This window comes from Frigidibacter sp. MR17.24, assembly GCF_037095655.1.
Classification (GTDB): Bacteria; Pseudomonadota; Alphaproteobacteria; order Rhodobacterales; family Rhodobacteraceae; genus Frigidibacter.
The window spans coordinates 1-26,638 of the sequence record NZ_JBAWKE010000007.1 but is presented as its reverse complement, the minus strand read 5'-3'; the positions used below and the strand labels follow the sequence as shown (position 1 = coordinate 26,638).

Here is a 26,638-nt window from a genome sequence, read left to right as displayed (position 1 = left end):
GGCCATTCCAGCGTGCCGCGGGGCGCGGCGTCGTCACTCTGCCGCCCGGCGGCCGTCGAAGGGGGCCGCCGGGCGGCCCGTCACGCCGATCCCTCACGTGGCCGCGACGCGGCCGTGGCCCAGGGCCGATTGCATCGTGCGCACGACGACGAAGGCGTCGCGCAGGTGGCTGCGCTCGAATTCGGACAGGTCCGAGGGCGCGAGGAAATTGTCGGGCTTCCGGCCCGAACGGACAAGCGCCGCCTGCATCGCCAGCCGCTGGTCGGCGATCAGGTCGTAGGCCGCGACCAGATCGCGCCCGCCCGCGACCGACAGCACCCCCCGCCCCTCGGCCGCGACCAGCCGCGCCCGGGTGTTGACCGCCGGGATCCGCGCCAGCAGCGCATAGACCCGCGCAAGGTCCGTCACCGGCACCACCCCGTTCAGCTTCATGTCGATCTGGTGGCGGTGCTCGCCCGAGCGGATCGTCGCGAAGCCGCGCAAAAGCCCCAGCGGCGGCGCATGCTTGAGCGAATTGGCGATCATGTGCGCGGTGAAGATCGTGTTCTGCGACGCCGCCGCCAGCGTCTCGGCCTGCAGCGCGTCGAACAGCCGCCGGTCGCCGGCGATCGGGCGCAGGTCGAACATCACGCTGGCCAGCATCTGCGCCATCGGGTCGGGCCGCGCGATCCAGCCGCGGAAATAGCCCTGCCAGACCGCCAGCGGCTGGCACCAGCGCGGCGTCATCGCCATCATCTCGCCCGGGCAGAACACGTAGCCGCAGGCATCGAGCCCGGTGCAGACCTCTTGCGCCAGCGCCTCGAACCAGCGCCGGTCGTCGGCGGTGGCGGCATCGTCGAAGATCAGGCAGTTGTCCTGATCGGTGTGGCCGGTCTGCTCCTGCCGGCCCTGGCTGCCGCAGGCGGCCCAGACATAGGGCACCGGCGCCGGGCCCAGCCGCGCCTCGGCCAGCGCGACCAGCCGTCGGGTGACGGCATCGGCCACGTCGGTGATCAGCCGCGTCACCACCTCGTGGCTCTGGCTCGCGCCCACCAGCTGCACCAGCAGCGCCGGGATCCGCCCCGTCGCCTGCGCCAGCGCCGCCACGTCGCCCGCCGCGCCGATGTCATGGATCAGCACCCCCGCCGTCACCGCCTGGAAGCGGGTGAGGTCGGTCTGCGTCACCATGCCGACGAAGCGCCCGGCCTCGGTCACCGGCAGGTGGCCGACCCCCCGCCCGAGCATCAGGCTCAGCACGTCCGAGCCCAGCGCCTCGCGCGGCAGGGTCACCGGGTCGCGGGTCATCACCGCCTCGACCGCGACCGCGGGGTCGCGCCCCTCGGCCAGCACCCGGTCGCTGAGGTCGCGCTGGGTGACGATGCCGACCAGACGCCCGTCGCCGTCGGTGACCCCGAGGCTGGAGACATGGGCGTCGCGCATGGCGCGGGCGGCCTCGGCCACCGAGGTCGCGGGCGCGCAGGAGATCGGGGCGCGGGTCACAAGCTCGGCCACCCGCAGCGTGGCCAGCGTCGCCCCCCGGCCCGGGGGGCCGCCCCGGCCGGCCGTGGCGCTGCCGCCGTCGGGGCGGGCCGCGGCGCCGCGGGTGAAGAAGCGCGCGAAGGCGGGGCTGTCGTCGACCAGCCGGCGGAACCGCGCCGCGGGCAGCATCAGCACCGTCGCCGCGCCCAGCGCCCGCGCGGTGGTCGCGGCGTGGCCGTCGCGCATCAGCCCGCGCTCGCCGAAGGAATTGCGCGGCCCCAGGATCGAGACCGGCGCGCCGTTGGCGTCGGTGATCTCGACCTGGCCGCGCTCGACCAGGAACAGCCCGTCCAGCGCCTCGCCGAAGCGATAGGCCGCGGCCCCGGGCGGCAGGCTGCGGCGCTGCATCGCGCCCGCGACCTCGGCCAGCGCGGCGGGGGGCAGCGTGTCGTAGGGATGGATGCCTTCGAGGAAGGCCAGGACGGTGGCGGGGTCGGAACCCATGATGCCCTCTCGTGCCGGTGGTGATGCGGCCGGTGGCGGATGGGAGGGTTCGGCCCGGGCGCCGGCCCGACGGGCGGCACGGGGGCCAGAATCTCTCGGAGGCCTTCGGGGATCTCCCGGCACGCGCCCGGGTGGTCCCTGGGGTCGGCCCGGCGATCTTCGGGTCGGGCGGTCCTCGTCGGGGGCTGCCCGGTCATCTGCGGTTCGGGCGGTCCCCATCGGGGGCCGCCCGGTGATCTCCGGCTCGGGCGGTCCCCCGCGGGGGGCCGCCCGGTGATCTCGGCTGCGCCCGGGCGCAGAGCCCTGGCTCAGTGGCCTTGGGCCGCGCCCGCGCCGCGCGGGATGCGGATCGATTCCACCAGGTCCTGCACCTCTTTCGGCGGGGCCTGGGTCGCGTTCGACACCAGGAAGGCCGAGGCAAAGTTCAGCACGGCGCCGATCGTGCCGATCGACAGCGGCGAAATGCCGAACATGTAGGCCGAGGGCACGTCCTCCAGCATGTTGGTGCCGGGGATGAAGAACCAGCCCTTGTACAGGAAGATGTAGACGGCGGTGAAGATCAGCCCGACCAGCATGCCGACGATCGCGCCTTCCTTGTTCACCCGCTTCGAGAAGATCCCCATCATCAGCACGGGGAAGATCGTCGCCGCGGCAAGCCCGAAGGCCAGCGCCACCACCTGCGCGGCGAAGCCGGGCGGGTTGAGGCCGAGGTAGGTCGCCACCACGATGGCGAAGCCCATCGAGACCCGCGCCGCCAGCAGCTCGCCCTTCTCCGAGATGTTGGGATTGATCGAGCCCTTGATCAGGTCGTGGCTGATGGCCGAGGAAATGGCCAGAAGCAGACCCGCGGCGGTCGAGAGCGCGGCGGCGAGCGCACCGGCGGCGACCAGCGCGATGACCCAGCCGGGCAGCGCGGCGATTTCCGGGTTGGCCAGCACCATGATGTCGTTGTCGACCTTGGTCAGCTCGTTGCCGGTCCAGCCCTTCTCGTTGGCGATCGCCTGCATCGCGGGCGACTTGTCGTTGTAGTACTGGATCTTGCCGTCACCGTTCTTGTCTTCCATGACCAGAAGACCGGTCTTCTCCCAGGTGGCGATCCAGCCCAGCGCCGGGTCCGAGTTGATCTGCTCGAGGCTCAGCGCCTCGCCGTCCAGCGCCTTGCCGGTGGCGGCGGCGGGCCACATCGTGGTCGACAGGTTCAGCCGCGCCATCGACCCCACGGCAGGGGCCACGGTGTAGAGAAGCGCGATGAACACCAGCGCCCAGCCGGCCGAGGACCGCGCGTCGGCGACCTTGGGCACGGTGAAGAAGCGGATGATGACGTGCGGCAGGCCCGCGGTGCCGATCATCAGCGACATGGTGAACAGGAACGTGTTGAACATGTTCGGGCTGTCGGCGGTATAGGCCGAGAAGCCAAGCTCGGTCACCACCTCGTCGAGCTTTTGCAGGAACGCCACGCCCGAAGCCTCGTGCGTGCCGATGAAGCCCAGCTGCGGCAGGAACGAGCCGGTCAGCTGCAGCGAGATGAAGATCGCCGGGATCGTGTAGGCGATGATCAGCACGCAGTACTGGGCGACCTGGGTGTAGGTGATGCCCTTCATGCCGCCGAACACGGCATAGGCGAAGACGATCGCCGCGCCGATGTAGAGGCCGGTGTCGGTCGACACCTCGAGGAAGCGCGAGAAGGTGACGCCCACGCCGCGCATCTGCCCGATGACATAGGTGACCGAGATCACGATCAGGCAGATCACGGCCAGCAGCCGCGCGCCCGAGGAATAGAACCGGTCGCCGATGAACTCGGGCACGGTGAACTTGCCGAACTTGCGCAGGTAGGGCGCAAGCAGCAGCGCCAGCAGCACATAGCCGCCGGTCCAGCCCATCAGATAGGCCGAGGTGGCATAGCCGCCGAAGGCGATGATCCCGGCCATCGAGATGAACGAGGCCGCCGACATCCAGTCCGCGCCGGTGGCCATGCCGTTCAGGACCGGGTTCACGCCCTGTCCGGCGGCATAGAACTCGGCCGTGGACCCGGCCCGGGCCCAGATCGCGATCCCGATGTAGATCGCGAAGGTGATCCCCACGAAGATGAGGTTGAGAGTGAACTGATCCATCTGTCCCCGCCCCCGCTTATTCTTCGACGCCGTGGTCGCGGTCGAGCTTGTTCATCCGCCAGGCATAGGCGAAGATCAGCACCAGGAAGACGTAGATCGACCCGTTCTGCGCGAACCAGAACCCGAGGTCGGCGCCGCCGACGTGGATGCCCTTGAGCATCGGGCGCAGGATGATGCCCAGGCCGAACGAGCAGAAGAACCAGATCGCCAGCGACCACAGGATGATCCGGATGTTCGCCTGCCAGTAGCCTCTCGATGCCGCGTCATGCCCCAGGTAGGCATCCGATGTTGTCTTGTCCGCCATGTCGTCTCTCCCCATGACATGTGACTCCGTCCGCCGTCCCGGGACCGGGGCGGCAGCCTCCCTTCGTGCGGGCCCTCTCCTCAGGGCCGTCAGGCGGATCGCGCGCCGACGATCTGGCCAAGCGCGCCGGCGATCTGGTCGATGGGTCCCATCGCGTCGATCCGCTCCAGCACGCCCTTCGCGTCGTAATGCGCGATCAGCGGGGCCGTCTGCGCGTGATAGGCCGAAAGCCTCGCGCGCGCCGTCTCGGCCGTGTCGTCGGCCCGGCGCTTGAACGCCGTGCCGTCGCATTTGTCGCAGACCCCGTCCCGACGGGGCTGCTTGAAGTGGTCGTGATAGCCCTCGCCGCAGGTGGCGCAGGTGAACCGCCCCGACACCCGCTCGATCATCGCCGCGTCGTCGACCTCGAGGCTGACGGCGGCGGTGACCTTCTGCCCCGCCCCCTCCAGCAGCGCGTCCAGCGCCGCGGCCTGACCGTCGGTGCGCGGGAAGCCGTCCAGGATCACGCCCCGGGCGACGTCGGGATCGGCCATGCGGTCCTTCAGGATCGCCAGCACGATCTCGTCGCTGACCAGCCCGCCCGCCTCCATCACCGACTTCGCCGCCAGGCCCGCTGGCGTGCCCGCGGCCACCGCCGCGCGCAGCAGGTCACCCGTCGACAGCTGCACCAGACCGAACCGGTCCTCGAGCATCCGCGCCTGGGTGCCCTTGCCGGCGCCCGGGGGCCCCAGCAGGATCAGCACCGCAGGCTGGGTCTCGGTCACACACGCGCCCGCACCCTCATGCATCCTGCTTCCCCCTGTTCATGCGGTTGGCGATCAGGTCGTCCACGACCGACGGGTCGGCCAGCGTCGAGGTGTCGCCAAGGCTGCCATAGTCGTTTTCGGCGATCTTGCGCAGGATCCGGCGCATGATCTTGCCCGAGCGGGTCTTGGGCAGGCCCGGCGCCCACTGGATCAGGTCGGGGCTGGCGATCGGGCCGATCTCGGTGCGGACCCATTTCACCAGATCCTTGCGCAGATCCTCGCTGGGCGTCTCGTCGTTCATCAGGGTGACATAGGCATAGATGCCCTGGCCCTTGATCTCGTGCGGATAGCCGACGACCGCGGCCTCGGCGACGGCGGCATGGGCGACCAGCGCCGATTCCACCTCGGCCGTGCCCATCCGGTGGCCCGAGACGTTGATCACGTCATCGACCCGGCCGGTGATCCAGTAATAGCCGTCGGCATCGCGCCGGCAGCCGTCACCGGTGAAGTAATAGCCCTTGTACTGGCTGAAATACGCCTCCTGGAAGCGCTCGTGATCGCCCCAGAGGGTGCGCATCTGCCCCGGCCAGCTGTCGGCGATGCACAGCACTCCCTCGGCCTCGACCTCGGACATCTTCTTGGCGCTCGCCGGGTCCAGCACCACGGGCTTCACCCCGAAGAACGGATGCGTGGCCGAGCCGGGCTTGGTCGGCGTCGCGCCCGGCAGGGGCGTGATCATGTGGCCGCCGGTCTCGGTCTGCCAGAAGGTGTCGACGATCGGGCAGCGGCCCTGGCCCACATGCTCGTCGTACCAGGCCCAGGCCTCGGGGTTGATCGGCTCGCCGACCGACCCCAGCAGCTTCAGGCTCGACAGGTCGTATTTCTCGACCCATTCGGTGCCCTGCCCCATCAGCGCGCGGATCGCGGTCGGCGCGGTGTAGAACTGGGTGACCTTGTGCTTTTCGCACACGGCCCAGAACCGGCCGGCATCGGGCCAGGTCGGCACGCCCTCGAACATCAGCGTCGTCGCGCCATTCGCGAGCGGGCCATAGATGATGTAGCTGTGCCCGGTGACCCAGCCCACGTCCGCCGTGCACCAGAACACGTCGCCGTCATGATAGTCGAACGTGTACTGATGCGTCATCGCCGCATAGGCGAGATACCCGCCCGAGGTGTGCACCACCCCCTTCGGCCGCCCGGTGGACCCCGAGGTGTACAGGATGAACAGCGGATCCTCCGCCCCCATCGGCCGCGGCGGGCAATCGGGCGCGACCACCTCCATCAGCGCCTTGACGTCGATGTCGCGGCCCTCGATCCAGGTGGTCTGGTCGCCGGTGTGCTTGACCACGAGGCAGCGCACCTTGTCCGAGCAATGCAGCAGCGCCGCGTCGGCATTCGATTTCAGCGGCGTCTTGCGGCCCCCGCGCGGGGCGGTGTCGGCGGTGATCACCAGTTTCGCGCCGCAGTCGTTGATCCGGTTCGCCAGCGCGTCGGGCGAGAAGCCGGCGAAGACCACCGAGTGGATCGCGCCGATCCGCGCGCAGGCCAGCATCGCATAGGCCGCCTCGGGAATCATCGGCAGGTAGATCACCACCCGGTCGCCGCGCATCACGCCCTGGCTCAGCAGGACGTTGGCCATGCGGCACACCTTCTCGTGCAGCTCGCGATAGCTGATGTGCTGCGCCGGCGCGGACGGATCATCGGGTTCGAAGATGATCGCCGTCTGGTCGCCCCGGGTCGCAAGGTGGCGGTCGATGCAGTTCGCCGCGACGTTCAGCACGCCGTCCTCGAACCACTTGATCGACACCTGGCCGTATTCGAACGTGGTGTTCTTCACGATCGAATAGGGCTTGATCCAGTCCAGCCGCTTGCCCTCGCGGCCCCAGAAGCCCTCGGGATCGTCGATCGAGTCCGCATACATCGCGCGGTAGGTCGCCGTGTCCGCGTGGCTCGGGCCGAAACTCTCCGGCACGGCGCGCACGATCTCGCCCTCGAGCTGGTGGTGTTGCTGCGGTTTCATGCAGGTCGCTCCTCCAATCGGTCAGCCGCGGCACGGCGGTCTCGCGACCTCCGCACACGGCATGCTCCTCCCTCGGGGATGAGTGTAAACCGATTTCAGAAGAAGGCGTAACCCTTTTTGCAGGAATGATTTTTGTGTAAATTACTTCACAGGAACAGGTGCCGTTTTGTAAATGATCCGTGTTTTGCCAAGATTTTGCCGCAAGATAACAGCGCCTTGAGTCTCCGCCGCGGCGCGCCGGCGCCCGGCTTTGCAAACCCACGGCGCAAGCCCCTGCAAATCGCCCGGCAGTTGCGGCACCGCGGCATGGCGCGCCGCGCCGCGGCACCGGCGGCGACCGATTCGGTCTGGCCCCGGCCCGCCCTTGCCCACCCGGCCCGGCCGCGCTAGCCCTTGGGGCGACCGAGGGACCCCGCCATGACCGACCAGCCGCCGCCGCCCGCCCCAGACGGCTTCCGCCCCGCCGACGACGCGGCGCGCGCCCTCGCCCGAAGCCTGCTCGACCTGCCCCACGCCGCACTCGCGGTGCTCGATGCGACCGGCGCGCCGGCGATCAGCCGCATCGCGCTCGGCCGCGGCCCGGACGGCGGCCTCGTGACGCTGGTCTCCGACCTCGCGGCCCATGCCGGCGCGCTCGCCCGCGACCCGCGCTGCGCGCTGCTTCTGGCCGAGCCGGGACCGAAGGGCGATCCGCTGACCCACCCGCGGCTCTCGCTCACCTGCACCGCCCGCCCGGCCCGGCACGACGACCTGCGCGCGCACTGGCTCGCGGACCATCCGAAGGCGAAGCTCTACATCGACTTCGCCGATTTCCGCTTTCTCGCCTTCAGCGTCACCGCGGCCAGCCTCAACGGCGGCTTCGGCCGCGCCCACCGGCTCAGCGCCACCGACCTCGGGCTGTAGCCCCGGGCCGCGCCCCGGGCCGCCCCGGCCGGGGGGCCTCAGTTCGCGTTGTCGCAGCGCAGCCGCAGCTGCAGCCGCCCGCGCGCGGCCTGCGACCAGTTCACCCGCGCCTCCTGCTTGCTGGTGCCCTGCTCGACCGCGACATAGGGCATCTCGGTGATGCGCCCGCCGCCCGCGGTCAGGATCGCGCCCTCGGCCACCAGGCTCTCGACGTTGCGCACCCAGCCGCCGAACGGCATGTAGGCGCCCGCGTTCAGCACCCAGGTCGTCGCCGCCGTGGTCTGGTCGATCTGCAGGTAGACCGGCGAGGCCGTGACCTGGTCGATCGAGGTGAAGGTGTTGTTGTCGAACACCACGTTGCGCATCCGCCCCATGTCGAGGTTGGCAAAGGTGGTGTCCACGCTCTCGACCCGGCCGATCGCGCCGTTCAGCACCTTGAAGACGTTGCCGGTCACGGTCAGCCCCTGCACGAAATGGCCGGTGCCGTGCGGCTTGACCACCAGCCAGTTGAACCAGGGCGCCACGTCGTTGGCGGTGAAGATGTTGCCGGTGATCGTCAGCCCGCCGAAGGAATACTGGTCGACGAAATTCGGGTTCACCTCGTATTCGTTGGTCCACTCGACGAAATTGTTGTCGATGTAGTTGCCGACGATCAGCGCCTTCATGTTGGTGTTGGCCAGGATCAGCCCCGCCACCCGCGGCCCGTTGTCGACCTCGTCGCCCTGGAACCAGTGGTTGCCCTCGATCATGTGGCCGTTGCCGGTCAGCACGCCGAAATGGCCAAAGCGCATCGCCCGGTTGTGGCGGATCTTGGTGTCGTTGGCATTGACGTTGAACACGATGCTCTGGCGCGCGGTCGCCGCCAGCGTCAGCTCGTTCGAATGGAACAGGTTGCGGTCCAGCACCAGGTCCTGGCAGCCGCCCCCGATCGAGGTCACCACCCGGTCGCGCGGCCGCGCGACCGAACAGTCGAGCATCTGGAACATGTCGCCGTCGGGCGCCAGCATCACCGTGCTGGCGATGCCGTTGCACAGGAACTCGATCCCCGCGAGCACGAAGCGGCTCAGCGCCTCGAAGCCCGAGAAATCCAGCATGTAGCGATAGCGCGAGAAGGTGAAGTTCTGCACCCCGGTGCCGCCGTACAGCGGCTGGCTCAGCGTGATCGTGCCGGCCGAGACGTTCTTGTCGCGCACGTAGACCTCGCGCCCGACGCCCACGCCCGACACCCGCGACCCGACCTCGATCGCGCCGATATTCTGCACGCTGCTCAGCCGCGACGGGTTGGCCACGTTGTAGCTCGCCTGCGCCGTCACCACCCCCGTCGTCCAGGCGCTGCCCTCGATCGCGTTGATCTGGCCGTTGCGGATCACCCGGGTCGAGGCGAAGCTGGTCTGGTTGCCGACCACCGCCGCCACGTCCAGCGGCGCCGTCAGCTCGACCCGCCGCCCCATCATGTCCAGCGTGTCGTGGTCCGAGAAGTTGAACAGGCACTGGATCGCCTTGCCGAAGGCCACCGTCTCGTCGCCGAAGGCGTCGATGTAGCTGTCGAGATCGAAGTTCCGGCTCAGCTGCAGCCGCGCCGCCGCCGGCATCGACACCTTGCCCACGAAGCGCACCGGGTTCGAGATCGTGATCGTCGAGTTCAGCCGGTAGGTCCCCGCCGGCACCAGCACCGTGCGCCCGTTCGCGGCCGAATTCGCGGCGACGAAGGCGGGCTGGTCGTCGGTCACCCCGTCACCCACCGCGCCATAGTCGCGCACGTCGACCGTGCCGATGATGTCGAGCAGGAAGTCCCCCGTCGCCTCGGCGATCTCGATGTCGTCGATGCGCACCACACCGCCGTTCGCGCCGACAAGATCGATGCCGACATGGCCGTGATCGACCGTGCGCGGCCAGACCATGTCGACCCCCGGCCGCGCGCCCGAGCCGATGATCGCCGTCACCGTCTCGACCCGGCCATAGGTGGTCAGCTGCGTCGTCGGGCCCGCCTCGATCAGGCCCGTGACGTGACTTTCGTTCGACGCGACCGGATAGCCCGCGATCCGCACCCCGGGCAGCGCGCCGCTGATCGCCTTCACCCGCACCGTCACCTTCAGGTACAGCCCCGGCACCATCGGCGTCTCGCCCGTCCAGCGCAGCCGCTGCGTCGACTGGGTCTTCTGCAGCTCGAGACAGCCGCCGAAATCGGAATCCGAGGCGACCAGCGCGGCATTGGCAGCCCCCTGGTAGGTGGCCGAGCCGGGCACGCCGGTCTCGCTCGACCACTGGTTCAGCCCGGCCTCGAAGGCCGCGGGCATCAGCACCATCCCCTCGGTCAGTGAACTCATCTCGCGCCCCCTCGTCCGCCGCACCGGGATCGCGCCCCCGGCAGGGCTTCAGGGATAGGCGAGCGGCGTTAACGGCCGTTAACCCCACCGTACGCTGGGCCCGCACGCTGGCGGGGTACGCTGGCCCGCTGCCCGGGCGGCTTCAGACCGCCGGACCCTGCGCGACGGGGGTCACGCCGTTGATCCGCCAGCCGCCGTCGGTCTCGACCATCTCGTAGTCGAACAGCCGGCTGCTGCCGTCCGGCGCCACCACCGACAGCCGCTCGACCAGCCTGCCCCCGACCTCGCGCAGCCCCAGAAAGCGCACCGTGCCCGGGTTGGCGATCGCCGGATAGCCGCGCGCCACCATCGCCGCGAAGGCCTCGGGCGAGCCGAACATCGACCGGATCGCGGGCGAGGCATGGCCGAAGGCCGCCGCCGCGTCACCGTCGCGGAACGCCTGCATCTGCGCGCCGATCTCGGCCTCGATCGCGGCGCCGGCCTGCGCCGGCAGCGCCGCCTGCGCCAGGGCCGGCAGCGCCGGCATCATCATGACCGCCACCTGGACGGCGAATCCCCGAACGAACATCGTGGACCTCCCCAAAACCTGCGACCGATACGCGCGCCGGCGCCGGTCGGTTCACCCGGCCCTTGCCCTTCGCGAAGCGGATCGGGGATGATCGGCGCCAGACGCCTGCGGGAAGACCACCGATGACCTACGCGCTCCTGCCCACCGACCGCGACCTCGCCACCGCGCTGCGCCGCATCGCCGGCGACGAGATCGCCGAGGCCCGCGCCCTCTTCGACGCCCCCGCCCTGTCCGAGGGCGAGCGGGTGCACCGGCTGCGCAAGCACGTGAAGAAGCTGCGCGCGCTGCTGCGGCTGTCGGCGGCGCGGTTTCCCGGCCACAAGGCCGAGGACCGGGCCCTGCGCGACGCGGCCCGCGCGGTCTCGGGGCTGCGCGATGCCGAGGTGCTGCGCCAGACCCTCGCGCGGCTGACCGCCAAGGCCCCGCCCGAGGCCGCCGCCGCCACCGCCCATCTCGGCGCCGTCCTGGCCGAGCGTCACCGCGCCCAGAGCGAGACGGTCGGCCCCGCCGCGCTCGCCGCCTTCGCCGCGACGCTTGCCGCGGCACAAAAGCGCGCGCCGGGCTGGGACTTGCGCGGCAAGGCTTTCACACTGGTCGAAGATGGCCTCGCAACCGCTTGGACAACCGCGCAAAAATACCAAAAGCGCTCGGCCGATTCCGAAAGCCTCGACGAATCCTTCCACGACTGGCGCAAGGCGGCGAAGGACCACTGGTACCACGCCACCCTGTTCACGCCGATCTGGCCCCAGATCATGGGCCCCCGGACCGAGGCCGCGGGCGATCTCGCCGACCATCTGGGCGATCACCACGACCTTGCCGTCTTCCGGCTCGAGATCGGCAAGCTCCTGCCCCGGTCCGAGGCAGAGCCGCTCGACGCGCTTGCCGCCAAGCAACAGAAACGGCTGGAGAAAAAGGCGCAAGGATTGTCCTCGCGCCTGTTCGCCGGCCCCGCCGCAGCCGAGATCGACCGCTGGCGGCTGTGGTGGGAGCTGTGGTCGAAGCGGCGTTAGCGCGCCAGCGCCGCCTCGATCAGCGCGACGGTCTCCTCAACGCCGTAGAGCGCGATGAACCCGCCGAAGCGCGGCCCCTGGCTCTGGCCCAGAAGCACCTCGTAGAGCGCCGTGAACCAGTTGCGCAGCGGCTCGAACCCGTGCTCCTTGCCGACCGCGAACACCAGGCTCTGCAGCGCCTCGTCGTCAAGCCCGCCGTCCCAGGCCTTCAGCCGCTGGACCAGATCCTCGAGCGCGGCGCGCTCGGTCGCGTCGGGCGCGCGGAACACCAGCGTCGGCTTCACGAAATCGTCGAAGTATTTCAACGCATAGCCGGCGGCCGCATCCAGATCCGGGTGGCTTTCCGGCGAGGCGCCCGGCGCATAGCGGCGGATGAAGCCCCACAGCCCCGCCTTGTCCTGCGCCCCCGCCACGCTCGCCAGGTTCAGCAGCATCGCGAAGGGCACGGTCAGCGTCGAATCCGGCACCTGCCCGCGATGGATGTGCCAGACCGGATTGGCCAGCTGCTGATCCGGCGTCTGCTCGCCGAAGGCCCGCAGCTGCTGGTGGTATTCGTCGACCGCCTTCGGGATCACGTCCCACCACAGCCGCTTCGCGGTCTTGGGCTTCTGGTACATGAAATAGCTCAGCGATTCCGATGCGGCATAGCTCAGCCACTCGTCGATCGACAGCCCGTTGCCCTTGGATTTCGAGATCTTCTGGCCCTTGTCGTCAAGGAACAGCTCGTAGGTGAAATGCTCGGGCGCCCGGCCGCCCAGCACCCGGCAGATCCCGTCGTAGATCGGCGTGTTGGTCGAATGGTCCTTGCCGTACATCTCGAAATCGACGTCGAGCGCGGCCCAGCGCATGCCGAAATCGGGCTTCCACTGCAGCTTCACGTTGCCGCCGCGCACCGGCATCGTCACGTCGCTGCCGTCCTCGTCGGTGAAGGTGATCGTGTGGTCCTTCGCGTTGACCTCCTTCATCGGCACGTACAGGACGCGCCCGGTCGAGGGCGAGATCGGCAGGAAGCACGAATAGGTCTGCTGGCGTTCCTCGCGCAGCGATTTCAACATGATCGCCATGATCTCGTCATAGCGCTCGCAGGCCAGGCCCAGCATCGCGTCGAAGCGGCCGGCCTTGTAGTAGTCGGTCGCGGAGGCGAATTCGTATTCGAAGCCGAAGGTGTCGAGGAAACGCCGCAGCATGGCGTTGTTGTGGTTGCCGAAGCTGTCGTATTCGCCGAACGGGTCGGGAACGGCGGTCAGCGGCTTCTGGATGTTGGCGTGCAGAAGCTCCTGGTTCGGCACGTTTTCCGGCACCTTGCGCATGCCGTCCATGTCGTCCGAAAAGCACAGGAGCCGCGTCGGGATGTCCGAGATCATCTCGAACGCGCGGCGGATCATCGTGGTGCGCGCGACCTCGCCGAAGGTGCCGATATGCGGCAGGCCCGACGGACCGTAGCCGGTCTCGAACAGGACATGCCCCTTTTCGGGGTTCTTCTTCTCATAGCGCTTGAGCACGCGACGCGCTTCCTCGAAAGGCCAGGCTTTGGAGTTCATCGCGGCATCGCGGAGCGTCGTCATGGGCTCGTCCTCGGATCCGCCGCGCCCCATGCGCGGCATCAGCGCAAGGCCCTATTGAACGGGCCCCGGATCGTCAATAATTTGCCCTCGAAAACGTCGAAAGGGCCCCTCCCGTGCAGGATCAGACCGCAGAAAAGCAAAAGCCGCTCGCCTCGCTGTCGGCGCAGGACGCGCTGGTGGCGGTGATGGTCGCGGTTTCGGTCTCGGACGAACACATGCGCACGGTCGAGCTGCTGGCGATCAGCCGCATGGTCGATTCGATGCCGGTGTTCGGCGATTACGACGCCGACCGCATCGGCCGGGTGGCGCAGACCGTCTACACGCTGTTTCTCGAGGAGGAGGGGCTGGACGCGCTCTTCGGCCTCGTGCGCGGCGCCCTGCCCGAGCGGCTGTTCGAAACGGCCTATGCCCTGGCCTGCGACGTCGCGGCCTCGGACGGCAAGCTTGGCCAGCAGGAGCTGCGGATGCTCGAGGAGATCCGCTTCGAGCTGGACATCGACCGCCTGCACGCGGCGGCGATCGAACGCGGGGCCCGCGCGCGCCACCTGACGCTGTAGCCCCGGCGCCCGCTCTCGGGCCGCGCCGGTTCGGGTGAAGGCAAGGCTTTGTTCACCCTCCTGAGCCACTCTGGCCGAAAGGTCTGACTCGGGGGATCATCATGACAGTGTCGGCTGTGGCGCGGGGCCTGGCCCTGGTGGCGGCGGTCGGTTTTCTGCATCAGGCACCGCCGGGCTACGGCGGCGCGGCCTGGGCGATGGACGCCAAGCAGGTGACGGCGCTGCGGGTGAACATCGCCGGGCGGCAGCGGCTGCTGTCGCAGCGCGTTCTCGCCTCGGCCTGCCTCAGCGCCCGCGGCATCGACGCGGAACGGCAGGCGCGCGTGCTGACCGAGGCGGGCGCCAGCTTCGTCAGCGCGCTCGACCGGCTTGAGAACGGCAGCGTCGCCGACGGCCTGCCGCCGATGGAGGATCAGATCACGCTGGTCACGCTCGGAACGCAGCGCTCGGCCTGGACGGGGCTGTCGGCGGCCGTGCTGCAGGCCGAGGGCGGCGACGCCGCGGCGCTGGCGCAGCTGCCCACCGCCGCGGCCGAGGTGCTGCGCACCGCGCTCTCCACCGTGCAGTCGATGGCGCTGACCGGCACGACGGGCGAGCAGGAGCTGGCGCGCTATGTCGACCTGGCCGGGCGGCAGCGGATGCTGTCGCAGCGGATGGTGGCCAACAGCTGCCTGGTGTCGGCCGGCATCGGCGGGGCCGAGCTTCAGCAGCGCATCGCCGACGACGTGGCGGAATTCGACGCCAATCTCGGCCGGCTGGCCGAGGGCGATCCGGCGACCGGGATCGTCGCGGCGCCGTCGCTGCACATGCTGATGGCGCTGGACGCGCTTGCGCCCTGGTGGCAGCCGGTGCGGGCTGCGGCGCTGCAGGCGGCGTCGGGCACGCTCGACCCCGCGGCGCTCGAGGCGATGGCGGCGGGATACGAGACGCTGCTCGAGCGGCTCGAGGAGACGGTCTGGCTCGCCGGCGAGATGTGACCCCGCCCTCCGTCCCGGTCCGCCGCTGCCGGTGCCAAACGCCAGGACGTCCTAAGCGCCGCTGCTGCCGGGTGCCCGCAGGTTTCGCGGCAACTCGCGGGAGACACGCGTTGCGTGGCCGCGGGATGGCCCGGTACCGGAACGTGGGGGCTGGGCCTCGCCCCGCCGGGCGCGGGGCATCCGAAAGGACATCCTGACGGGGTGCCGACAAGCCGCGCTGGCAACACGTGGTCCGGGGCGGTCGCGGCCCGGGCGGTCAGGCCGCGTAGACCGCGGCCCAGCGCTCGATCAGCTGTTGCTGCAGGCGCTTCGAGCGGCGCACCCAGTCGGCGCCGCCCGGGGGCCGCTCGCGCTGGCTGTCGGGGATCGCGTCGCGGCGCGCGACGTCGCCGGTGAAGATCGCGAAGATCAGGTCCGTGCCGTCGGGCGCCGTCATCCAGCCCGCGAGCGTCGAGACGAAATTCAGCGTGCCGGTCTTGGCGTCGACCTGGATCGGGGCGTTGCGCATCGTCTTGCCGTTCGCGTCGCGGAAGGCGAATTCCTTCAGCAGCGGCCGCAGCCCCAGCCCCGGCCCCAGCGTCGCGATCGCGCGCACCATCTCGACCGGCGCGATCCGCGAGGCGCCGCCCAGCCCGGAATGGTCGACCAGCCGGGCCGAGACCCCGGCCTGCGCCCGCAGCCAGTCGGCCATCTCGGGCCCCGAGTCGGCGTGGCGGCCCAGCGGCCCGCGCTGAACCGAGCTGGCCATCCCCACCGCCTCGGCCGTCAGGTTGTTGGAATATTTCAGCATGTCGCGCAGGACCGTGGTCAGCGGATCGCTCTGGCTTTCGACGATGACGCTGCCGCCGGGCAGGTTGCGCACCTCTTCGGGCGCGGGCAGCGCGAGGCCCTGCGCCCGTGCCAGCGTCTGGAACACGTCGCCGGCATAGGCCTCGGGCCGGCGCACCGGCAGCCAGCGGCTGCCGCCGCGCCCCAGCGCCGTCACCGCGACGGTCCAGTCCTCGCGCCCGCGGCGCTGGTCGTAGGTGTAGACCGGGGTGTCGCGGTTCACGACCGTCATGTCGGCGGTGTAGACCGGCGGGGCGAACCGCTCGCCCCGCGCGTCGAACGAGGTCTCGTAGCCCTTGCCCGAGCGGCTCCAGACGAAGTTCACCCGGTTGAAGTTCAGGTTCATCCCCGAGACCGCGGGGTTGTAGCCCAGCCAGTCGCCCTGCGCCTCGTCGATCGCGCGGACATAGGGCAGCGCCCCGCCCCAGACGAGGAACCGCCCCGAGACGCCGGTGACGCCCTTGGCGCGCAGCGCCGCCGCCATGTCGCCCAAGCCATCGGTCGACAGCGTCGGGTCGCCGCCGCCCGCCAGCACCAGGTCGCCGCGGATCACGCCCCCCTGCACCGGGCCGGTCGCGATCAGCCGGGTGCGGAAGCGGAACCCCGGCCCCAGATGCGCCAGCGCGTAAAGGGTCGTGAGCGCCTTCATCGTGCTGGCCGGGGGCATGCCGCGGTCGCCGTCCACCGCCTCGAGCAGCCGCCCGGTGCCGGCATCGGCCACCGCGAAGGCGACCTCGCCGCCCAGCCGGGCCTCGGCGATCAGCTGCGCGGCCCCGGGCACGGCGCGCGCCTGCGCCACGGCCGGCGCCGCGACCTGCGCCGAGACCGGCGTGACCTCGAGCCCGGCGCGCGGCATCGGCCGCAGCGAGCGCATCGGCGCATCGGCCGCCGCCATGCCCGCCGCCCCGGTCGCGGCCACCGCGGCCAGGCCGCCCAGAACCCGTCGTCTCGTCGTCGTCATCGCCATTCCCCGTGACCGTCCGTCACCCTACCAGCGCCCCGCGCCGGCCGGCAAGCGGCGGCGCCCGGGCCGTTGCCGACCCGCCGCCCGGCCCCTGCCCGCCTGCGCTCCGGCAACCGGGCAGCCTCCGGCACCGCCCGGACGCTGGCAGCGCGGCCGCGGCTCAGCGCCGCCAGTCGCCGCGGGCGCGGATCGCGGTCGAGCTGTCCGATACCATCGGAATATTGACGAAACACCATGCCGGCGGCGCCAGCTGCGGCAGGATCGACGCAGCGGTCGCGGGCACGCGGTAGCGCTCGAACCGGTCGGCCGCCTTCGACATCCGCCCGGTCAGCCGGCTGCCCGGCCGCGCGATCACCCCGATCGGCACCGTGCGCATGATCGTCTCCCACCGCTGCCAGCGGCCGAACTGCGCCAGGTTGTCGGCCCCCATCAGCCAGACGAACCGCACCCCGGGATACAGCGCGACCAGCCGCCCCAGCGTCTCGGCGGTGAAGCGGGTGCCCAGGCGCGCCTCGATGTCGGTGATCTCGACCCGCGGGTGGCGCATCACCGCCCGCGCCTGCGCCAGCCGCCGGTCCAGCGCCGCCGGCCCCTCGCGCTTGAGCGGGTTGCCGGGCGAGACCAGCCACCAGACCCGGTCGAGCCCGAAGCGCTTCATCGCCTCGCGGGTGATATGTGCATGGCCGCCATGGGCCGGATCGAAGGATCCGCCCAGAAGTCCGATCGCCATGCCGGGCTGCGCCCGGGGCAGTCCCGCGCGCATTCGCCCTCCGCATCCGGCCCTGCGCAACGTTTACGGGTGAAGCCGGGCCGGCGCAATCACGTGCGATCACGGGCGCGCGCGCCATGCGATCACGGGGGGCGCCCCCGCCGGGCGATTGCGGGCGCGACCGGCGTCAGTCCTGCCGCGCCTCGGCGGTGACCACGGGCCGCAGCAGCGTCGCGCTGCCGCCCTCGGGGATCGGGTCGGGGCCGGGGCGCGCGCCGCTCGTCAGCTCGGGGGATGCGGCCGCGGCGGATCCGGCCGGCGCCGGCTCGCCAGTGGCGGCGGGGGATGCGGCCGCCCCGGCCGCGGGCAGGCGCGGCGCGGGCGGCGCCGCCTCGACCTCGTCCTCGACCTCGTCGGCGGGGACCCGGCCCACCACGGCCTCGACCCGGGCCGGGCGGTCGTCGGGGTGGCGGGCATAGACGACGCAGCCGTCCACCACCGGCACGCACAGCGCGTTGACCCGGGTGGTGGAATTGTTGTCGCCCGCGAATTCGATGTCGGTCAGCTTGCCGTTGCGGAACCGCATCTGCGTGTTGCAATAGCCGCCCGAGCTCATCCCGACCGAGCCGTTCAGCCCCGGCATCGCCCCCCCCATCTGCACGGTCGGGATCGACATGCTGACGCTGCCGCGCGGGCGGGCACGCTCGTAGGTCCAGATCTCCTCGCCGTTCTCGAGCGTGAGCGAGCGCGAGGGGAAGCCCGCGCACATCCGCACGTCGGACGTGTCGAGCCCGGGCATCAGCTGGCGGGCGGCGGCGATGGTCGGCGCCTCGTAGGCGCGTCGCGAGGTGTCGGCGGGAATCGCGCAGCCGACAAGCGCAAGACCGGCCAGGGCCAGCGTCGGGAGCAGGGCCAGGGCCGGGACGGAACGTGTCGCGACGGTCATGACGTCAGCCTTTCGGATCGCGTGGGGGGGCGCGCGCCCGGGGAGGGAACGGGTCCTTGCTGGACCGGTCGGCCCCGAGTTTCAAGGCGCGAGCCGCGCCCGCGGGCCGCCGCTAACCGGAAGGTGAACGGCCGGGGCCGCCATCGCGCGCCAACCGCGCGAGGGTCGGGCGGGGATCCGCCGCCGCGCCCGGCGGCTGCCGCCGCAGGCGCCGCTTTGCCCGCGAAACGGGCGCCCCGCGCACCCGTGCCCCACCGGGCGTCCGTCGGCCCCGCAGCCCCCGCCCCTGCGCCCCGCCGTCGTGTGGCAGCGGCCCGGGGGGGGCCTGGAGGGGGGACGGCGGCGCGGGGCATGATGGCCGCGCCTCGGCCCTGTCGCCCGGATTGCCCTTTGCGCCGCCCTTCTCTAGATGGGGGGAAACGCATCCCCCAAGGAGATGAGGCCCAATGGCATCCTACCAATATGTCTACCACATGGATGGCGTGTCCAAGACCTATCCCGGCGGGAAAAAGGTCTTCGAGAACATCCGCCTGAACTTCCTGCCCGGCGTCAAGATCGGCGTCGTCGGCGTCAACGGCGCCGGCAAGTCCACGCTGCTCAAGGTCATGGCCGGCTGGGACAAGGACTTCCAGGGCGAAGCCTGGGCCGCCAAGGGCGCGAAGATCGGCTACCTGCCGCAGGAGCCGCAGCTGGACGAGAGCCTGAGCGTGCGCGACAACGTGCGCCTTGGCGTGGCCGAGAAGCAGGCCAAGCTCGACCGCTACAACGAGCTTGCGATGAACTACTCGGACGAGACCGCCGAGGAGATGGCCAAGCTGCAGGACGAGATCGACGCCGAGAACCTCTGGGATCTCGACAGCCAGATCGACGTCGCGATGGAGGCGCTGCGCTGCCCGCCGGACGAGGCGGACGTGACCAACCTGTCGGGCGGGGAACGCCGCCGGGTCGCGCTGTGCAAGCTGCTGCTCGAGGCGCCCGACATGCTGCTCCTCGACGAACCGACCAACCACCTCGACGCCGAGACCATCGCCTGGCTGCAAAAGCACCTGATCGAGTACAAGGGCACGATCCTCTGCGTCACCCACGACCGCTACTTCCTCGACGACATCACCTCGTGGATCCTCGAGCTGGAGCGCGGGCGCGGCATTCCGTGGGAAGGCAACTACTCGAGCTGGCTCGAGCAGAAGGCCAAGCGCATGGAGCAGGAGGCGCGCGAGGACAAGGCCAAGCAGAAGGTGCTCGAGAAGGAACTCGAGTGGATCCGCTCGGGCGCCAAGGCGCGCCAGACCAAGTCGAAGGCGCGGATCGCGGCCTACAACAAGCTGGCAGACGAGTCGGTCAAGGAACGCTCGGGCGACGCCAAGATCGTGATCCCGAACGGGCCGCGCCTCGGCTCGAAGGTGATCGAGGTCGAGGGCCTGAAGAAGGCGATGGGCGACAAGCTCCTGATCGAGAACCTGTCGTTCTCGCTGCCGCCGGGCGGGATCATCGGCGTGATCGGCCCGAACGGCGCCGGCAAGTCGACGCTGTTCAAGATGCTGATCGGCGACGAGAAACCCGACGAGGGCACGGTCGAGATCGGCGAGACGGTGAAGATGTCCTTCGTCGACCAGTCGCGCGACGCGCTCGACCCCGACAAGACCGTCTGGGAAGAGATCTCGGGCGGGGCCGAGCTGATCCAGCTCGGCGACGCGACGATCGCGTCGCGCAGCTACACCGGCGCCTTCAACTTCAAGGGCTCGGACCAGCAGAAGAAGGTCGGGCTCTTGTCGGGCGGTGAGCGCAACCGCGTGCACATGGCCAAGCTGCTGAAGGAGGGCGGGAACCTGCTGCTCCTCGACGAACCGACCAACGATCTGGACGTGGAGACGCTGCAGGCGCTGGAAGCCGCGATCGAGGACTTCGCGGGCTGCGCCGTGATCATCTCGCACGACCGCTTCTTCCTCGACCGGCTGTGCACGCACATCCTCGCCTTCGAGGGCGACGCCCATGTCGAGTTCTTCGAAGGCAACTTCGACGACTACGAGAAGGACAAGATCCGCCGGCTCGGCGCGGATGCCGCCCGTCCGACCCGCGTGAAGTACAAGAAGTTCTCGCGCTGACACCAAGGCCGGGGGGCTGCCTGCCCCCCGGACCCCCCGGGGATATTTGGACAAAGTCGATAGCCCATCGACTTTGTCCAAATATCCCGGGGGAGTCGCGGCAAGGCCGCGACGGGGGCAGAGCCCCCGCCCCTTCCCCTGTTGAGACGGCTCAGGTGAAGCGGTTGTCACGCGGGAAGCCGCGCGGCGCCATCCGGCCCGCGGCCGCGCGCTTGGCCACCCATTCCACGAGATCGGCCTCGGTCTCGGTGCGGGTGCGCCCGGCCGGGTCCTTCCACGACAGGCCCTGGGCCAGGGTGAAGGTGATCGCGTCCGACAGGCCGCCATCCTTGTACTTCTGCAGCCGCACGCCCTTGCCGCGGCCCATCTCGGGCAGCTCGCCCAGCGCGAAGACCAGCAGCTTGCGATTCTCGCCGACGACGGCGACATGGTCGCCCGAGACCCGGCGCATCAGCTTCGCCTTGGCGCCGGCGCCGAGGTTCAGCACCTGCTTGCCGGCGCGCGTCTGCGCCACCAGCTCGTCCGAGGCCGCGACGAAGCCGTCGCCCTCCGACGAGGCCACGAGGTATTTCTCGCCCGCGCGGTGCACCGCCATCTCGACGATGTCGGCCTCGTTCGGCAGGTCGACCATCAGCCTCACCGGCTCGCCCATGCCCCGCCCGCCGGGCAGGTTGGCGCCCAGCAGCGTGTAGACCCGGCCGTTGTCGCCCAGCACCAGCAGCCGGTCGGTGGTTTCGGCGTGGAAGGCGAAGCGCGCGCCGTCGCCGTCCTTGAACTTCACCTCGGCCTCGAGCGGCTGGTGGCCCTTCATCGCCCGGATCCAGCCCATCTTCGAGCAGATCACCGTGATCGGCTCGCGCTCGATCATCGCCTCGATCGGCACTTCCTCGACCTGGCCGGCCTCGGCGAAGCCGGTGCGGCGGGCGCCGCCGGGGGCGTCCTTGCCGAAGCGCTTCTGGATGTCCTTCAGTTCGGACGCGATCTTCTTCCACTGCAGCCGGTCGCTGGCCAGAAGCTCGAGCAGGCCCGCGCGTTCCGCCGTCAGCTCCTCGTGCTCGCGCTTGAGCTCCATCTCCTCGAGCCGGCGCAAGCTGCGCAGGCGCATGTTCAGGATCGCCTCGGCCTGCGCCTCGTCGAGCCAGCGCGTGCCCGAGGCCGAGAACATGACCTCGGCCTCGCCCTCGGGCCGGACCGCCCGCGCGGGCGGCACGTAATCGGCCTCGGACAGGGCGCGGGGGTGGGTCGCGGCCCAGTCCTCGGCCACCAGCGCCGCCTTCGGATCCTCGTCGTAGCGGATGATGTCGATCACCCGGTCGAGGTTCAGATACGCGGTGATGAAGCCCACCAGCACGTGCAGCCGGGTCTCGATCTTCTCGATCCGGTGCTGCGAGCGGCGCACGAGCACGTCGCGGCGGTGGTCGAGGAAGGCGCGCAGCACGCGCGAGAGCGAGCAGACCTCGGGCACGCGGCCGTCGATCAGCACGTTCATGTTCAGCGAGAAGCGGATTTCCAGATCCGAGTTGCGGAACAGCATCCCCATCAGCATGTCGGGCTCGACCGTGCGGGCGCGGGGTTCGAGCACGATGCGCACGTCCTCGGCGCTCTCGTCGCGCACGTCGGCCAGCGCCGGCACCTTCTTGGTCGCGATCAGTTCCGCGAGGCGCTCGATCAGCTTGGATTTCTGCACCTGGTAGGGGATCTCGGTCACGACGATCTGCCACTGGCCGCGGCCCAGATCCTCGACCGACCAGCGCGCGCGCAGCCGGAAGGCGCCGCGCCCGGTCCGGTAGGCCTCGAGGATGTTGGCCGCCGGCTCGACGATGACGCCGCCGGTGGGGAAGTCGGGCCCCGGGACCAGGGCCACGATCTCGTCCTCGGTCGCGTCGGGGCGCTTGATCAGCAGCTGGCAGGCCTCGATCAGCTCGTCGAGGTTGTGGGGCGGGATGTTCGTGGCCATGCCGACCGCGATGCCGCTCGCGCCGTTCGCCAGAAGGTTCGGGAAAGCCGCGGGCATCACCGCCGGCTCTTCCAGCGTGCCGTCGTAGTTCGGGCGGAAATCGACCGCGTTCTCGGCCAGCCCCTCCATCAGCGTCTCGGCGATCGAGGTCAGGCGGGCCTCGGTGTAGCGCGAGGCGGCCGGGTTGTCGCCGTCGATGTTGCCGAAGTTGCCCTGCCCGTCGACCAGCGGGTAGCGGACGTTGAAATCCTGCGCGAGCCGCGCCATCGCGTCGTAGATCGCGGCATCGCCGTGCGGGTGGTAGTTGCCCATCACGTCGCCCGAGATCTTGGCCGACTTGCGGAAGCCGCCGGTCGCCGACAGCCGCAGTTCGCGCATCGCATAAAGGATGCGCCGGTGCACCGGCTTCAGCCCGTCGCGGGCATCGGGCAGCGCGCGGTGCATGATCGTCGAGAGCGCATAGGTCAGGTAGCGCTCGCCGATCGCGCGCGACAGCGGCTCGGAGGAGGTGGCGCCAGTGGCATCCGGGGCGCCGTCGAAGGCGCCGTCGGCGTTGTCGTCTGCGGGATCGTCGGTCGGATCGGTCATGTTCACCGGATACTGCGGCCGGGGCCGGTCGGTCCAGATCGAAATCGCCGGACCGGGCGCGGCGGTGCGATCGGCGGGGAACCGCCGAGGCGGCACCCGCGTTGGCGGGGCAAGCGGCGGCCCCAGATCTGGGCGGGGCCGCGCAGGGCGCAAGACGGCGAAGGGGTGGGCGATGTTCCTGATCAGGCTGATGAAACTGGTGACGGTGACGGTGCTTGCGATGCTGGTCGTCGCGCAGATCTGGGGCCGCCCGCCAGAGGGAGGCGCCGGGGGCGGCGCGGAAAAGATTGCCGACGCCACGCCCGGGCGGATGCCCGATGCGACCGGCGCCGACAAGCGCGCGGCGCTGCTCGACCTGATCGCGGGGGCGGCGCCCGCCACCCGGGCCGAGGCGGCCGAAGCCGCGCCGCGGGTGATCCCGGCCGCGCAGGTGCAGAGTGCGCAGGCGCAGGCCAGCACGGCCGGTGCGGACGCCGCGCCCGCCTGGCGCATCACCCGGCCCGAGCGCGGGCTGCCGGTGATCCACCGCGCCGCGGATGACACCGCGGCCGCCGGGACCGCCCCCGGTGCCGCGACCGACGCCGGCGCCGCAGCCGGCCCCGTCGGCTATGTCACCGCCCGGCGCGTGAACTTCCGCGAGGGGCCGAGCACCGGCGACGCCGTGGTCGACACGCTGTCGCGCGGCGAGGCGGTGACGCTGGTCGGCGCGCCGGTCGACGGCTGGCAGCGGATCCGGCTCGAGGGGTCGGGCGGCGAGGGCTGGATGGCCGCGCGTTTCCTGTCCGAAACCGCCCCGAACTGAGCACCTGACCCGGGCACCCGAACCGCACCGGTTGGCCGAACGGGGCGCCTGATCCGGGCGCGCGATGCCTGCCGCCCCCCTCAGCCCCCCAAATCCACCCCCTTGCCCTGCCCCGCGCCGCGGCCTAGCCCTTGGGCCTTGGCAGCGCTTGGGGGCGACAGATGGCAGACCGGACCCGCAGCATCCTGATCACCGGCTGTTCCTCGGGGATCGGCCACGACGCCGCGCACGGGCTGAAGCGCGCGGGATGGCGCGTCTTCGCCACCTGCCGCGCCGAGGCCGACTGCGCGCGGCTGCGCGCCGAGGGGCTGGAAAGCTTCCCGCTCGACTATGCCGATCCCGCCAGCATCGGCGCCGCGCTGGACGAGGTGCTCGCGCGCACCGGCGGCACGCTCGACGCGCTTTACAACAACGGCGCCTATGCCTGCCCCGGCGCGGTCGAGGACCTGCCGCGCGACGCGCTCGCCGCGATCTTCGAGACCAACCTCTTCGGCTGGCACGACCTGACGGCGCGGGTGATTCCCGTGATGCGCGCGCAGGGCCACGGCCGGATCGTGAACTGCTCGTCGGTGCTGGGCCTCGTCGGGCTGCGCTGGCGCGGCGCCTATGTCGCGACGAAATTCGCGCTAGAGGGGCTGACGGACGTGCTGCGGCTGGAACTCGCGGACACGCCGATCAAGGTGGTGCTGCTCAACCCCGGCCCGATCACCTCGCGCATCCGCGAGAATTCGATCCCGCATTTCGAGCGCTGGATCGACTGGCGCGGCTCGGCCCGGCGGGCGCAGTACGAATCCAGCCTGCTGCAGCGGCTTTACCAAGAGAAGGACCGCCCCGACCGGTTCGAACTGCCGGCGGCGGCGGTGACGGCCCGGCTGATCCGCGCGCTCGAGGCGCCCCACCCCGCGCCGCACTACTACGTCACCACGCCCACCTACCTGATGGGCGCGCTGCGCCGGCTGCTGCCGGGGCGCGCGCTGGACTGGGTGGCGCGCAAGGGCTGATCGCGGCGCGGCGGGTTTTGCCTTTCCCGCGGCACGGCGCTATGGTCCGGCCCCGACAGGCGCATCTGCCGGGGGGGATGGGATGCTCAGGGACGATCCGCTGTTCTACGTGGTGGTTGCCGCGGTTCTGGGGGTGCTGGTGATCCTGATGATCGGGATCGGCGGCTTTGCGAAGGGCGGCGAGTTCAACCGCCGCCACGCCAACCGGATCATGCGCTACCGCATCATCGGCCAGGCGGTGGCGATCGCGCTGATCCTGCTGTTCGTCTGGCTGCGCCGCGGCATGATCTGAGGGAATACGCACGATGGTGGTGCTGAACCGCATCTACACGAAGACCGGCGACAAGGGCGACACCGCGCTTGGCAACGGCGTCCGCGTCGCCAAGTTCGACGCCCGCGTCACCGCCTATGGCACGGTGGACGAGACCAACGCGACGCTGGGCCTCGCGCGGCTGCACGCGGCCGACCTGCCCGAGATCGACGCCGCGCTCGCCCGGATCCAGAACGACCTCTTCGACCTCGGCGCCGACCTGTGCCGGCCCGAGATGGACAAGGATGCCGAGGCACCCTACCCGCCGCTGCGGATCGTCGCGGCGCAGGTCGCCCGGCTCGAGTCCGAGATCGACGCGATGAACGCCGGTCTCGCGGCGCTGCGCAGCTTCATCCTGCCCGGCGGCACGGCGCTGGCCGCGCATCTGCACCTCGTGCGCACGGTCTCGCGCCGGGCCGAACGCTGCACGGTCGAGCTGGCGGCGGCCGAGCCTGTGAACCCCGAGGCGGTGCGCTACCTCAACCGGCTGTCGGACTGGATGTTCGTCGCCGCGCGCGCGGCGAACGCGGGCGCGGGGCGCGACGACGTGCTTTGGGTTCCCGGCGCGAACCGGTGACGCCGACGACGCGGCGTTTGTCGATTTTGGCCTGTCAATGCCGCAGGGCAGCGGCTAACAAAATTGCGGAAAGTCGGCCCCGGACCGTCGCGGACGGGGCCCGGCAGACACGATGACCAAGGAGAAGTGCACCCCATGAAGGTTCTGGTCCCTGTGAAACGGGTGATCGACTACAACGTGAAGGTCCGCGTGAAGGCGGACGGATCGGGTGTCGATCTGGCCAACGTGAAGATGTCGATGAACCCGTTCGACGAGATCGCCGTCGAAGAGGCGATCCGGCTGAAGGAGAAGGGCGCGGCGGAGGAGATCGTCGTGGTCTCGATCGGCGTGAAACAGGCGCAGGAAACCCTGCGCACCGCGCTCGCCATGGGCGCGGACCGCGCGATCCTGATCGTGGCCGCCGATGACGTCCATACCGACATCGAGCCGCTGGCCGTCGCCAAGCTGCTCGCGGCCGTGGTCAGGGAAGAGGCCCCCGGCCTCGTCATCGCCGGCAAGCAGGCGATCGACAACGACATGAACGCCACCGGCCAGATGCTCTCGGCGCTGCTGGGCTGGAGCCAGGCGGCCTTCGCCAGCGAACTCGCGATCGAGGGCGACAGCGCCGTCGTGACCCGCGAGGTCGACGGCGGGCTGCAGACGATCAAGGTGAAGATGCCCGCCATCGTCACCGCGGACCTGCGCCTGAACGAGCCGCGCTATGCCTCGCTGCCGAACATCATGAAGGCGAAGAAGAAGCCGCTCGAGGAGAAGACCGCCGCCGATTACGGCGTCGATGTCTCGCCGCGGCTGACCATCGTCAAG

The 26,638-nt window shown here is 70.5% G+C and carries 22 protein-coding genes; 10 read left to right on the top strand and 12 right to left on the bottom strand.

Annotation, left to right across the window (positions count from 1 at the left end):
- Positions 1 to 93: 93 nt before the first annotated feature.
- The 5 genes from V8J39_RS18370 to acs all read right to left on the bottom strand — a co-directional run bounded on the left by V8J39_RS18370 (position 94) and on the right by acs (position 7,143).
- Positions 94 to 1,962: a DUF294 nucleotidyltransferase-like domain-containing protein gene (locus tag V8J39_RS18370; protein ID WP_336462415.1), complete on the bottom strand. Its 1,869-nt coding sequence runs from the start codon at positions 1,960 to 1,962 to the stop codon at positions 94 to 96.
- A 308-nt stretch (positions 1,963 to 2,270) separates the two neighbouring features.
- Complete coding sequence (locus tag V8J39_RS18365; protein WP_336462414.1) at positions 2,271 to 4,073, bottom strand: sodium:solute symporter family protein; 1,803 nt, start codon at positions 4,071 to 4,073, stop codon at positions 2,271 to 2,273.
- A gap of 16 nt (positions 4,074 to 4,089) precedes the next feature.
- The gene (locus tag V8J39_RS18360; RefSeq protein WP_336462413.1) at positions 4,090 to 4,377 is read right to left on the bottom strand and encodes a DUF4212 domain-containing protein; all 288 of its coding nucleotides are present in this window, start codon (positions 4,375 to 4,377) and stop codon (positions 4,090 to 4,092) included.
- 89 nt (positions 4,378 to 4,466) lie between these two features.
- Entirely contained in the window at positions 4,467 to 5,141 is a 675-nt protein-coding gene (locus tag V8J39_RS18355; protein WP_336462412.1) for an adenylate kinase, read from the bottom strand.
- 16 nt (positions 5,142 to 5,157) lie between these two features.
- A complete protein-coding gene (acs, locus tag V8J39_RS18350; protein WP_336462411.1) occupies positions 5,158 to 7,143 on the bottom strand; it encodes an acetate--CoA ligase in 1,986 nt (661 codons plus the stop codon).
- A 417-nt stretch (positions 7,144 to 7,560) separates the two neighbouring features.
- On the opposite strand from acs, the gene V8J39_RS18345 reads away from it, so the two are divergent.
- Entirely contained in the window at positions 7,561 to 8,046 is a 486-nt protein-coding gene (locus tag V8J39_RS18345) for a HugZ family pyridoxamine 5'-phosphate oxidase (RefSeq protein ID WP_336462410.1), read from the top strand.
- A gap of 38 nt (positions 8,047 to 8,084) precedes the next feature.
- On the opposite strand, the gene V8J39_RS18340 is transcribed toward V8J39_RS18345, so the two are convergent.
- Positions 8,085 to 10,373 (bottom strand): glycosyl hydrolase family 28-related protein, encoded by a 2,289-nt coding sequence (locus V8J39_RS18340; protein ID WP_336462409.1) that lies wholly within the window; start codon positions 10,371 to 10,373, stop codon positions 8,085 to 8,087.
- A 142-nt stretch (positions 10,374 to 10,515) separates the two neighbouring features.
- Positions 10,516 to 10,941 (bottom strand): DUF4864 domain-containing protein, encoded by a 426-nt coding sequence (locus V8J39_RS18335; RefSeq protein ID WP_336462408.1) that lies wholly within the window; start codon positions 10,939 to 10,941, stop codon positions 10,516 to 10,518.
- A 122-nt stretch (positions 10,942 to 11,063) separates the two neighbouring features.
- On the opposite strand from V8J39_RS18335, the gene V8J39_RS18330 reads away from it, so the two are divergent.
- Positions 11,064 to 11,951, top strand: a complete 888-nt coding sequence (locus tag V8J39_RS18330; RefSeq protein WP_336462407.1) for a CHAD domain-containing protein — start codon at positions 11,064 to 11,066, stop codon at positions 11,949 to 11,951.
- On the opposite strand, the gene V8J39_RS18325 is transcribed toward V8J39_RS18330, so the two are convergent.
- Positions 11,948 to 13,516, bottom strand: a complete 1,569-nt coding sequence (locus V8J39_RS18325; protein WP_336462406.1) for a lysine--tRNA ligase — start codon at positions 13,514 to 13,516, stop codon at positions 11,948 to 11,950. The two genes, V8J39_RS18330 and V8J39_RS18325, sit on opposite strands and share 4 nt — an antisense overlap.
- 113 nt (positions 13,517 to 13,629) lie before the next feature.
- Between V8J39_RS18325 and V8J39_RS18320 the strand changes: the two genes are divergently transcribed.
- Positions 13,630 to 14,073 (top strand): tellurite resistance TerB family protein, encoded by a 444-nt coding sequence (locus V8J39_RS18320; RefSeq protein ID WP_336462405.1) that lies wholly within the window; start codon positions 13,630 to 13,632, stop codon positions 14,071 to 14,073.
- Positions 14,074 to 14,174: 101 nt separating this feature from the next.
- Positions 14,175 to 15,050, top strand: a complete 876-nt coding sequence (locus V8J39_RS18315; protein WP_336462404.1) for a type IV pili methyl-accepting chemotaxis transducer N-terminal domain-containing protein — start codon at positions 14,175 to 14,177, stop codon at positions 15,048 to 15,050.
- A gap of 256 nt (positions 15,051 to 15,306) precedes the next feature.
- Here V8J39_RS18315 and dacB read toward each other — a convergent pair whose 3' ends face one another.
- The 3 genes from dacB to V8J39_RS18300 all read right to left on the bottom strand — a co-directional run bounded on the left by dacB (position 15,307) and on the right by V8J39_RS18300 (position 18,497).
- Entirely contained in the window at positions 15,307 to 16,839 is a 1,533-nt protein-coding gene (gene dacB / locus V8J39_RS18310) for a D-alanyl-D-alanine carboxypeptidase/D-alanyl-D-alanine endopeptidase (protein ID WP_336462403.1), read from the bottom strand.
- A gap of 163 nt (positions 16,840 to 17,002) precedes the next feature.
- Complete coding sequence (locus V8J39_RS18305) at positions 17,003 to 17,605, bottom strand: nicotinate-nucleotide adenylyltransferase (protein WP_336462402.1); 603 nt, start codon at positions 17,603 to 17,605, stop codon at positions 17,003 to 17,005.
- Between the two features lie 133 nt (positions 17,606 to 17,738).
- Positions 17,739 to 18,497 carry a hypothetical protein gene (locus tag V8J39_RS18300; RefSeq protein WP_336462401.1) on the bottom strand — a complete coding sequence of 253 codons (759 nt, stop codon included), beginning with the start codon at positions 18,495 to 18,497 and terminating at the stop codon, positions 17,739 to 17,741.
- A gap of 446 nt (positions 18,498 to 18,943) precedes the next feature.
- Between V8J39_RS18300 and ettA the strand changes: the two genes are divergently transcribed.
- Positions 18,944 to 20,599 (top strand): energy-dependent translational throttle protein EttA, encoded by a 1,656-nt coding sequence (ettA, locus tag V8J39_RS18295; RefSeq protein WP_336462400.1) that lies wholly within the window; start codon positions 18,944 to 18,946, stop codon positions 20,597 to 20,599.
- Between the two features lie 151 nt (positions 20,600 to 20,750).
- Here ettA and V8J39_RS18290 read toward each other — a convergent pair whose 3' ends face one another.
- Positions 20,751 to 23,144 carry a DNA topoisomerase IV subunit A gene (locus tag V8J39_RS18290; RefSeq protein ID WP_336462399.1) on the bottom strand — a complete coding sequence of 798 codons (2,394 nt, stop codon included), beginning with the start codon at positions 23,142 to 23,144 and terminating at the stop codon, positions 20,751 to 20,753.
- A 172-nt stretch (positions 23,145 to 23,316) separates the two neighbouring features.
- On the opposite strand from V8J39_RS18290, the gene V8J39_RS18285 reads away from it, so the two are divergent.
- The 5 genes from V8J39_RS18285 to V8J39_RS18265 all read left to right on the top strand — a co-directional run.
- A complete protein-coding gene (locus V8J39_RS18285) occupies positions 23,317 to 23,946 on the top strand; it encodes an SH3 domain-containing protein (protein ID WP_336462398.1) in 630 nt (209 codons plus the stop codon).
- A 161-nt stretch (positions 23,947 to 24,107) separates the two neighbouring features.
- Positions 24,108 to 24,947, top strand: a complete 840-nt coding sequence (locus tag V8J39_RS18280) for an SDR family NAD(P)-dependent oxidoreductase (protein WP_336462397.1) — start codon at positions 24,108 to 24,110, stop codon at positions 24,945 to 24,947.
- 82 nt (positions 24,948 to 25,029) lie between these two features.
- Positions 25,030 to 25,239 (top strand): twin transmembrane helix small protein, encoded by a 210-nt coding sequence (locus tag V8J39_RS18275; protein ID WP_336462396.1) that lies wholly within the window; start codon positions 25,030 to 25,032, stop codon positions 25,237 to 25,239.
- A 13-nt stretch (positions 25,240 to 25,252) separates the two neighbouring features.
- Positions 25,253 to 25,834 carry a cob(I)yrinic acid a,c-diamide adenosyltransferase gene (locus V8J39_RS18270; RefSeq protein WP_336462395.1) on the top strand — a complete coding sequence of 194 codons (582 nt, stop codon included), beginning with the start codon at positions 25,253 to 25,255 and terminating at the stop codon, positions 25,832 to 25,834.
- A 135-nt stretch (positions 25,835 to 25,969) separates the two neighbouring features.
- A partial coding sequence (locus tag V8J39_RS18265) for an electron transfer flavoprotein subunit beta/FixA family protein (protein ID WP_336462394.1) occupies positions 25,970 to 26,638 on the top strand: 669 nt, incomplete at its 3' end.

Coding starts and splice junctions, on each gene's coding strand:
- V8J39_RS18370 (WP_336462415.1), bottom strand. CDS start 1,962: ATGGGTTCCGACCCCGCCACCGTCCTGGCCTTCCTCGAAGGCATCCAT.
- V8J39_RS18345 (WP_336462410.1), top strand. CDS start 7,561: ATGACCGACCAGCCGCCGCCGCCCGCCCCAGACGGCTTCCGCCCCGCC.
- V8J39_RS18325 (WP_336462406.1), bottom strand. CDS start 13,516: ATGACGACGCTCCGCGATGCCGCGATGAACTCCAAAGCCTGGCCTTTC.
- V8J39_RS18285 (WP_336462398.1), top strand. CDS start 23,317: ATGTTCCTGATCAGGCTGATGAAACTGGTGACGGTGACGGTGCTTGCG.
- V8J39_RS18305 (WP_336462402.1), bottom strand. CDS start 17,605: ATGCGCGCGGGACTGCCCCGGGCGCAGCCCGGCATGGCGATCGGACTT.
- V8J39_RS18275 (WP_336462396.1), top strand. CDS start 25,030: ATGCTCAGGGACGATCCGCTGTTCTACGTGGTGGTTGCCGCGGTTCTG.
- V8J39_RS18280 (WP_336462397.1), top strand. CDS start 24,108: ATGGCAGACCGGACCCGCAGCATCCTGATCACCGGCTGTTCCTCGGGG.
- V8J39_RS18360 (WP_336462413.1), bottom strand. CDS start 4,377: ATGGCGGACAAGACAACATCGGATGCCTACCTGGGGCATGACGCGGCA.
- V8J39_RS18365 (WP_336462414.1), bottom strand. CDS start 4,073: ATGGATCAGTTCACTCTCAACCTCATCTTCGTGGGGATCACCTTCGCG.
- V8J39_RS18270 (WP_336462395.1), top strand. CDS start 25,253: ATGGTGGTGCTGAACCGCATCTACACGAAGACCGGCGACAAGGGCGAC.
- V8J39_RS18335 (WP_336462408.1), bottom strand. CDS start 10,941: ATGTTCGTTCGGGGATTCGCCGTCCAGGTGGCGGTCATGATGATGCCG.
- acs (WP_336462411.1), bottom strand. CDS start 7,143: ATGAAACCGCAGCAACACCACCAGCTCGAGGGCGAGATCGTGCGCGCC.
- dacB (WP_336462403.1), bottom strand. CDS start 16,839: ATGACGACGACGAGACGACGGGTTCTGGGCGGCCTGGCCGCGGTGGCC.
- ettA (WP_336462400.1), top strand. CDS start 18,944: ATGGCATCCTACCAATATGTCTACCACATGGATGGCGTGTCCAAGACC.
- V8J39_RS18300 (WP_336462401.1), bottom strand. CDS start 18,497: ATGACCGTCGCGACACGTTCCGTCCCGGCCCTGGCCCTGCTCCCGACG.
- V8J39_RS18340 (WP_336462409.1), bottom strand. CDS start 10,373: ATGAGTTCACTGACCGAGGGGATGGTGCTGATGCCCGCGGCCTTCGAG.
- V8J39_RS18315 (WP_336462404.1), top strand. CDS start 14,175: ATGACAGTGTCGGCTGTGGCGCGGGGCCTGGCCCTGGTGGCGGCGGTC.
- V8J39_RS18330 (WP_336462407.1), top strand. CDS start 11,064: ATGACCTACGCGCTCCTGCCCACCGACCGCGACCTCGCCACCGCGCTG.
- V8J39_RS18290 (WP_336462399.1), bottom strand. CDS start 23,144: ATGACCGATCCGACCGACGATCCCGCAGACGACAACGCCGACGGCGCC.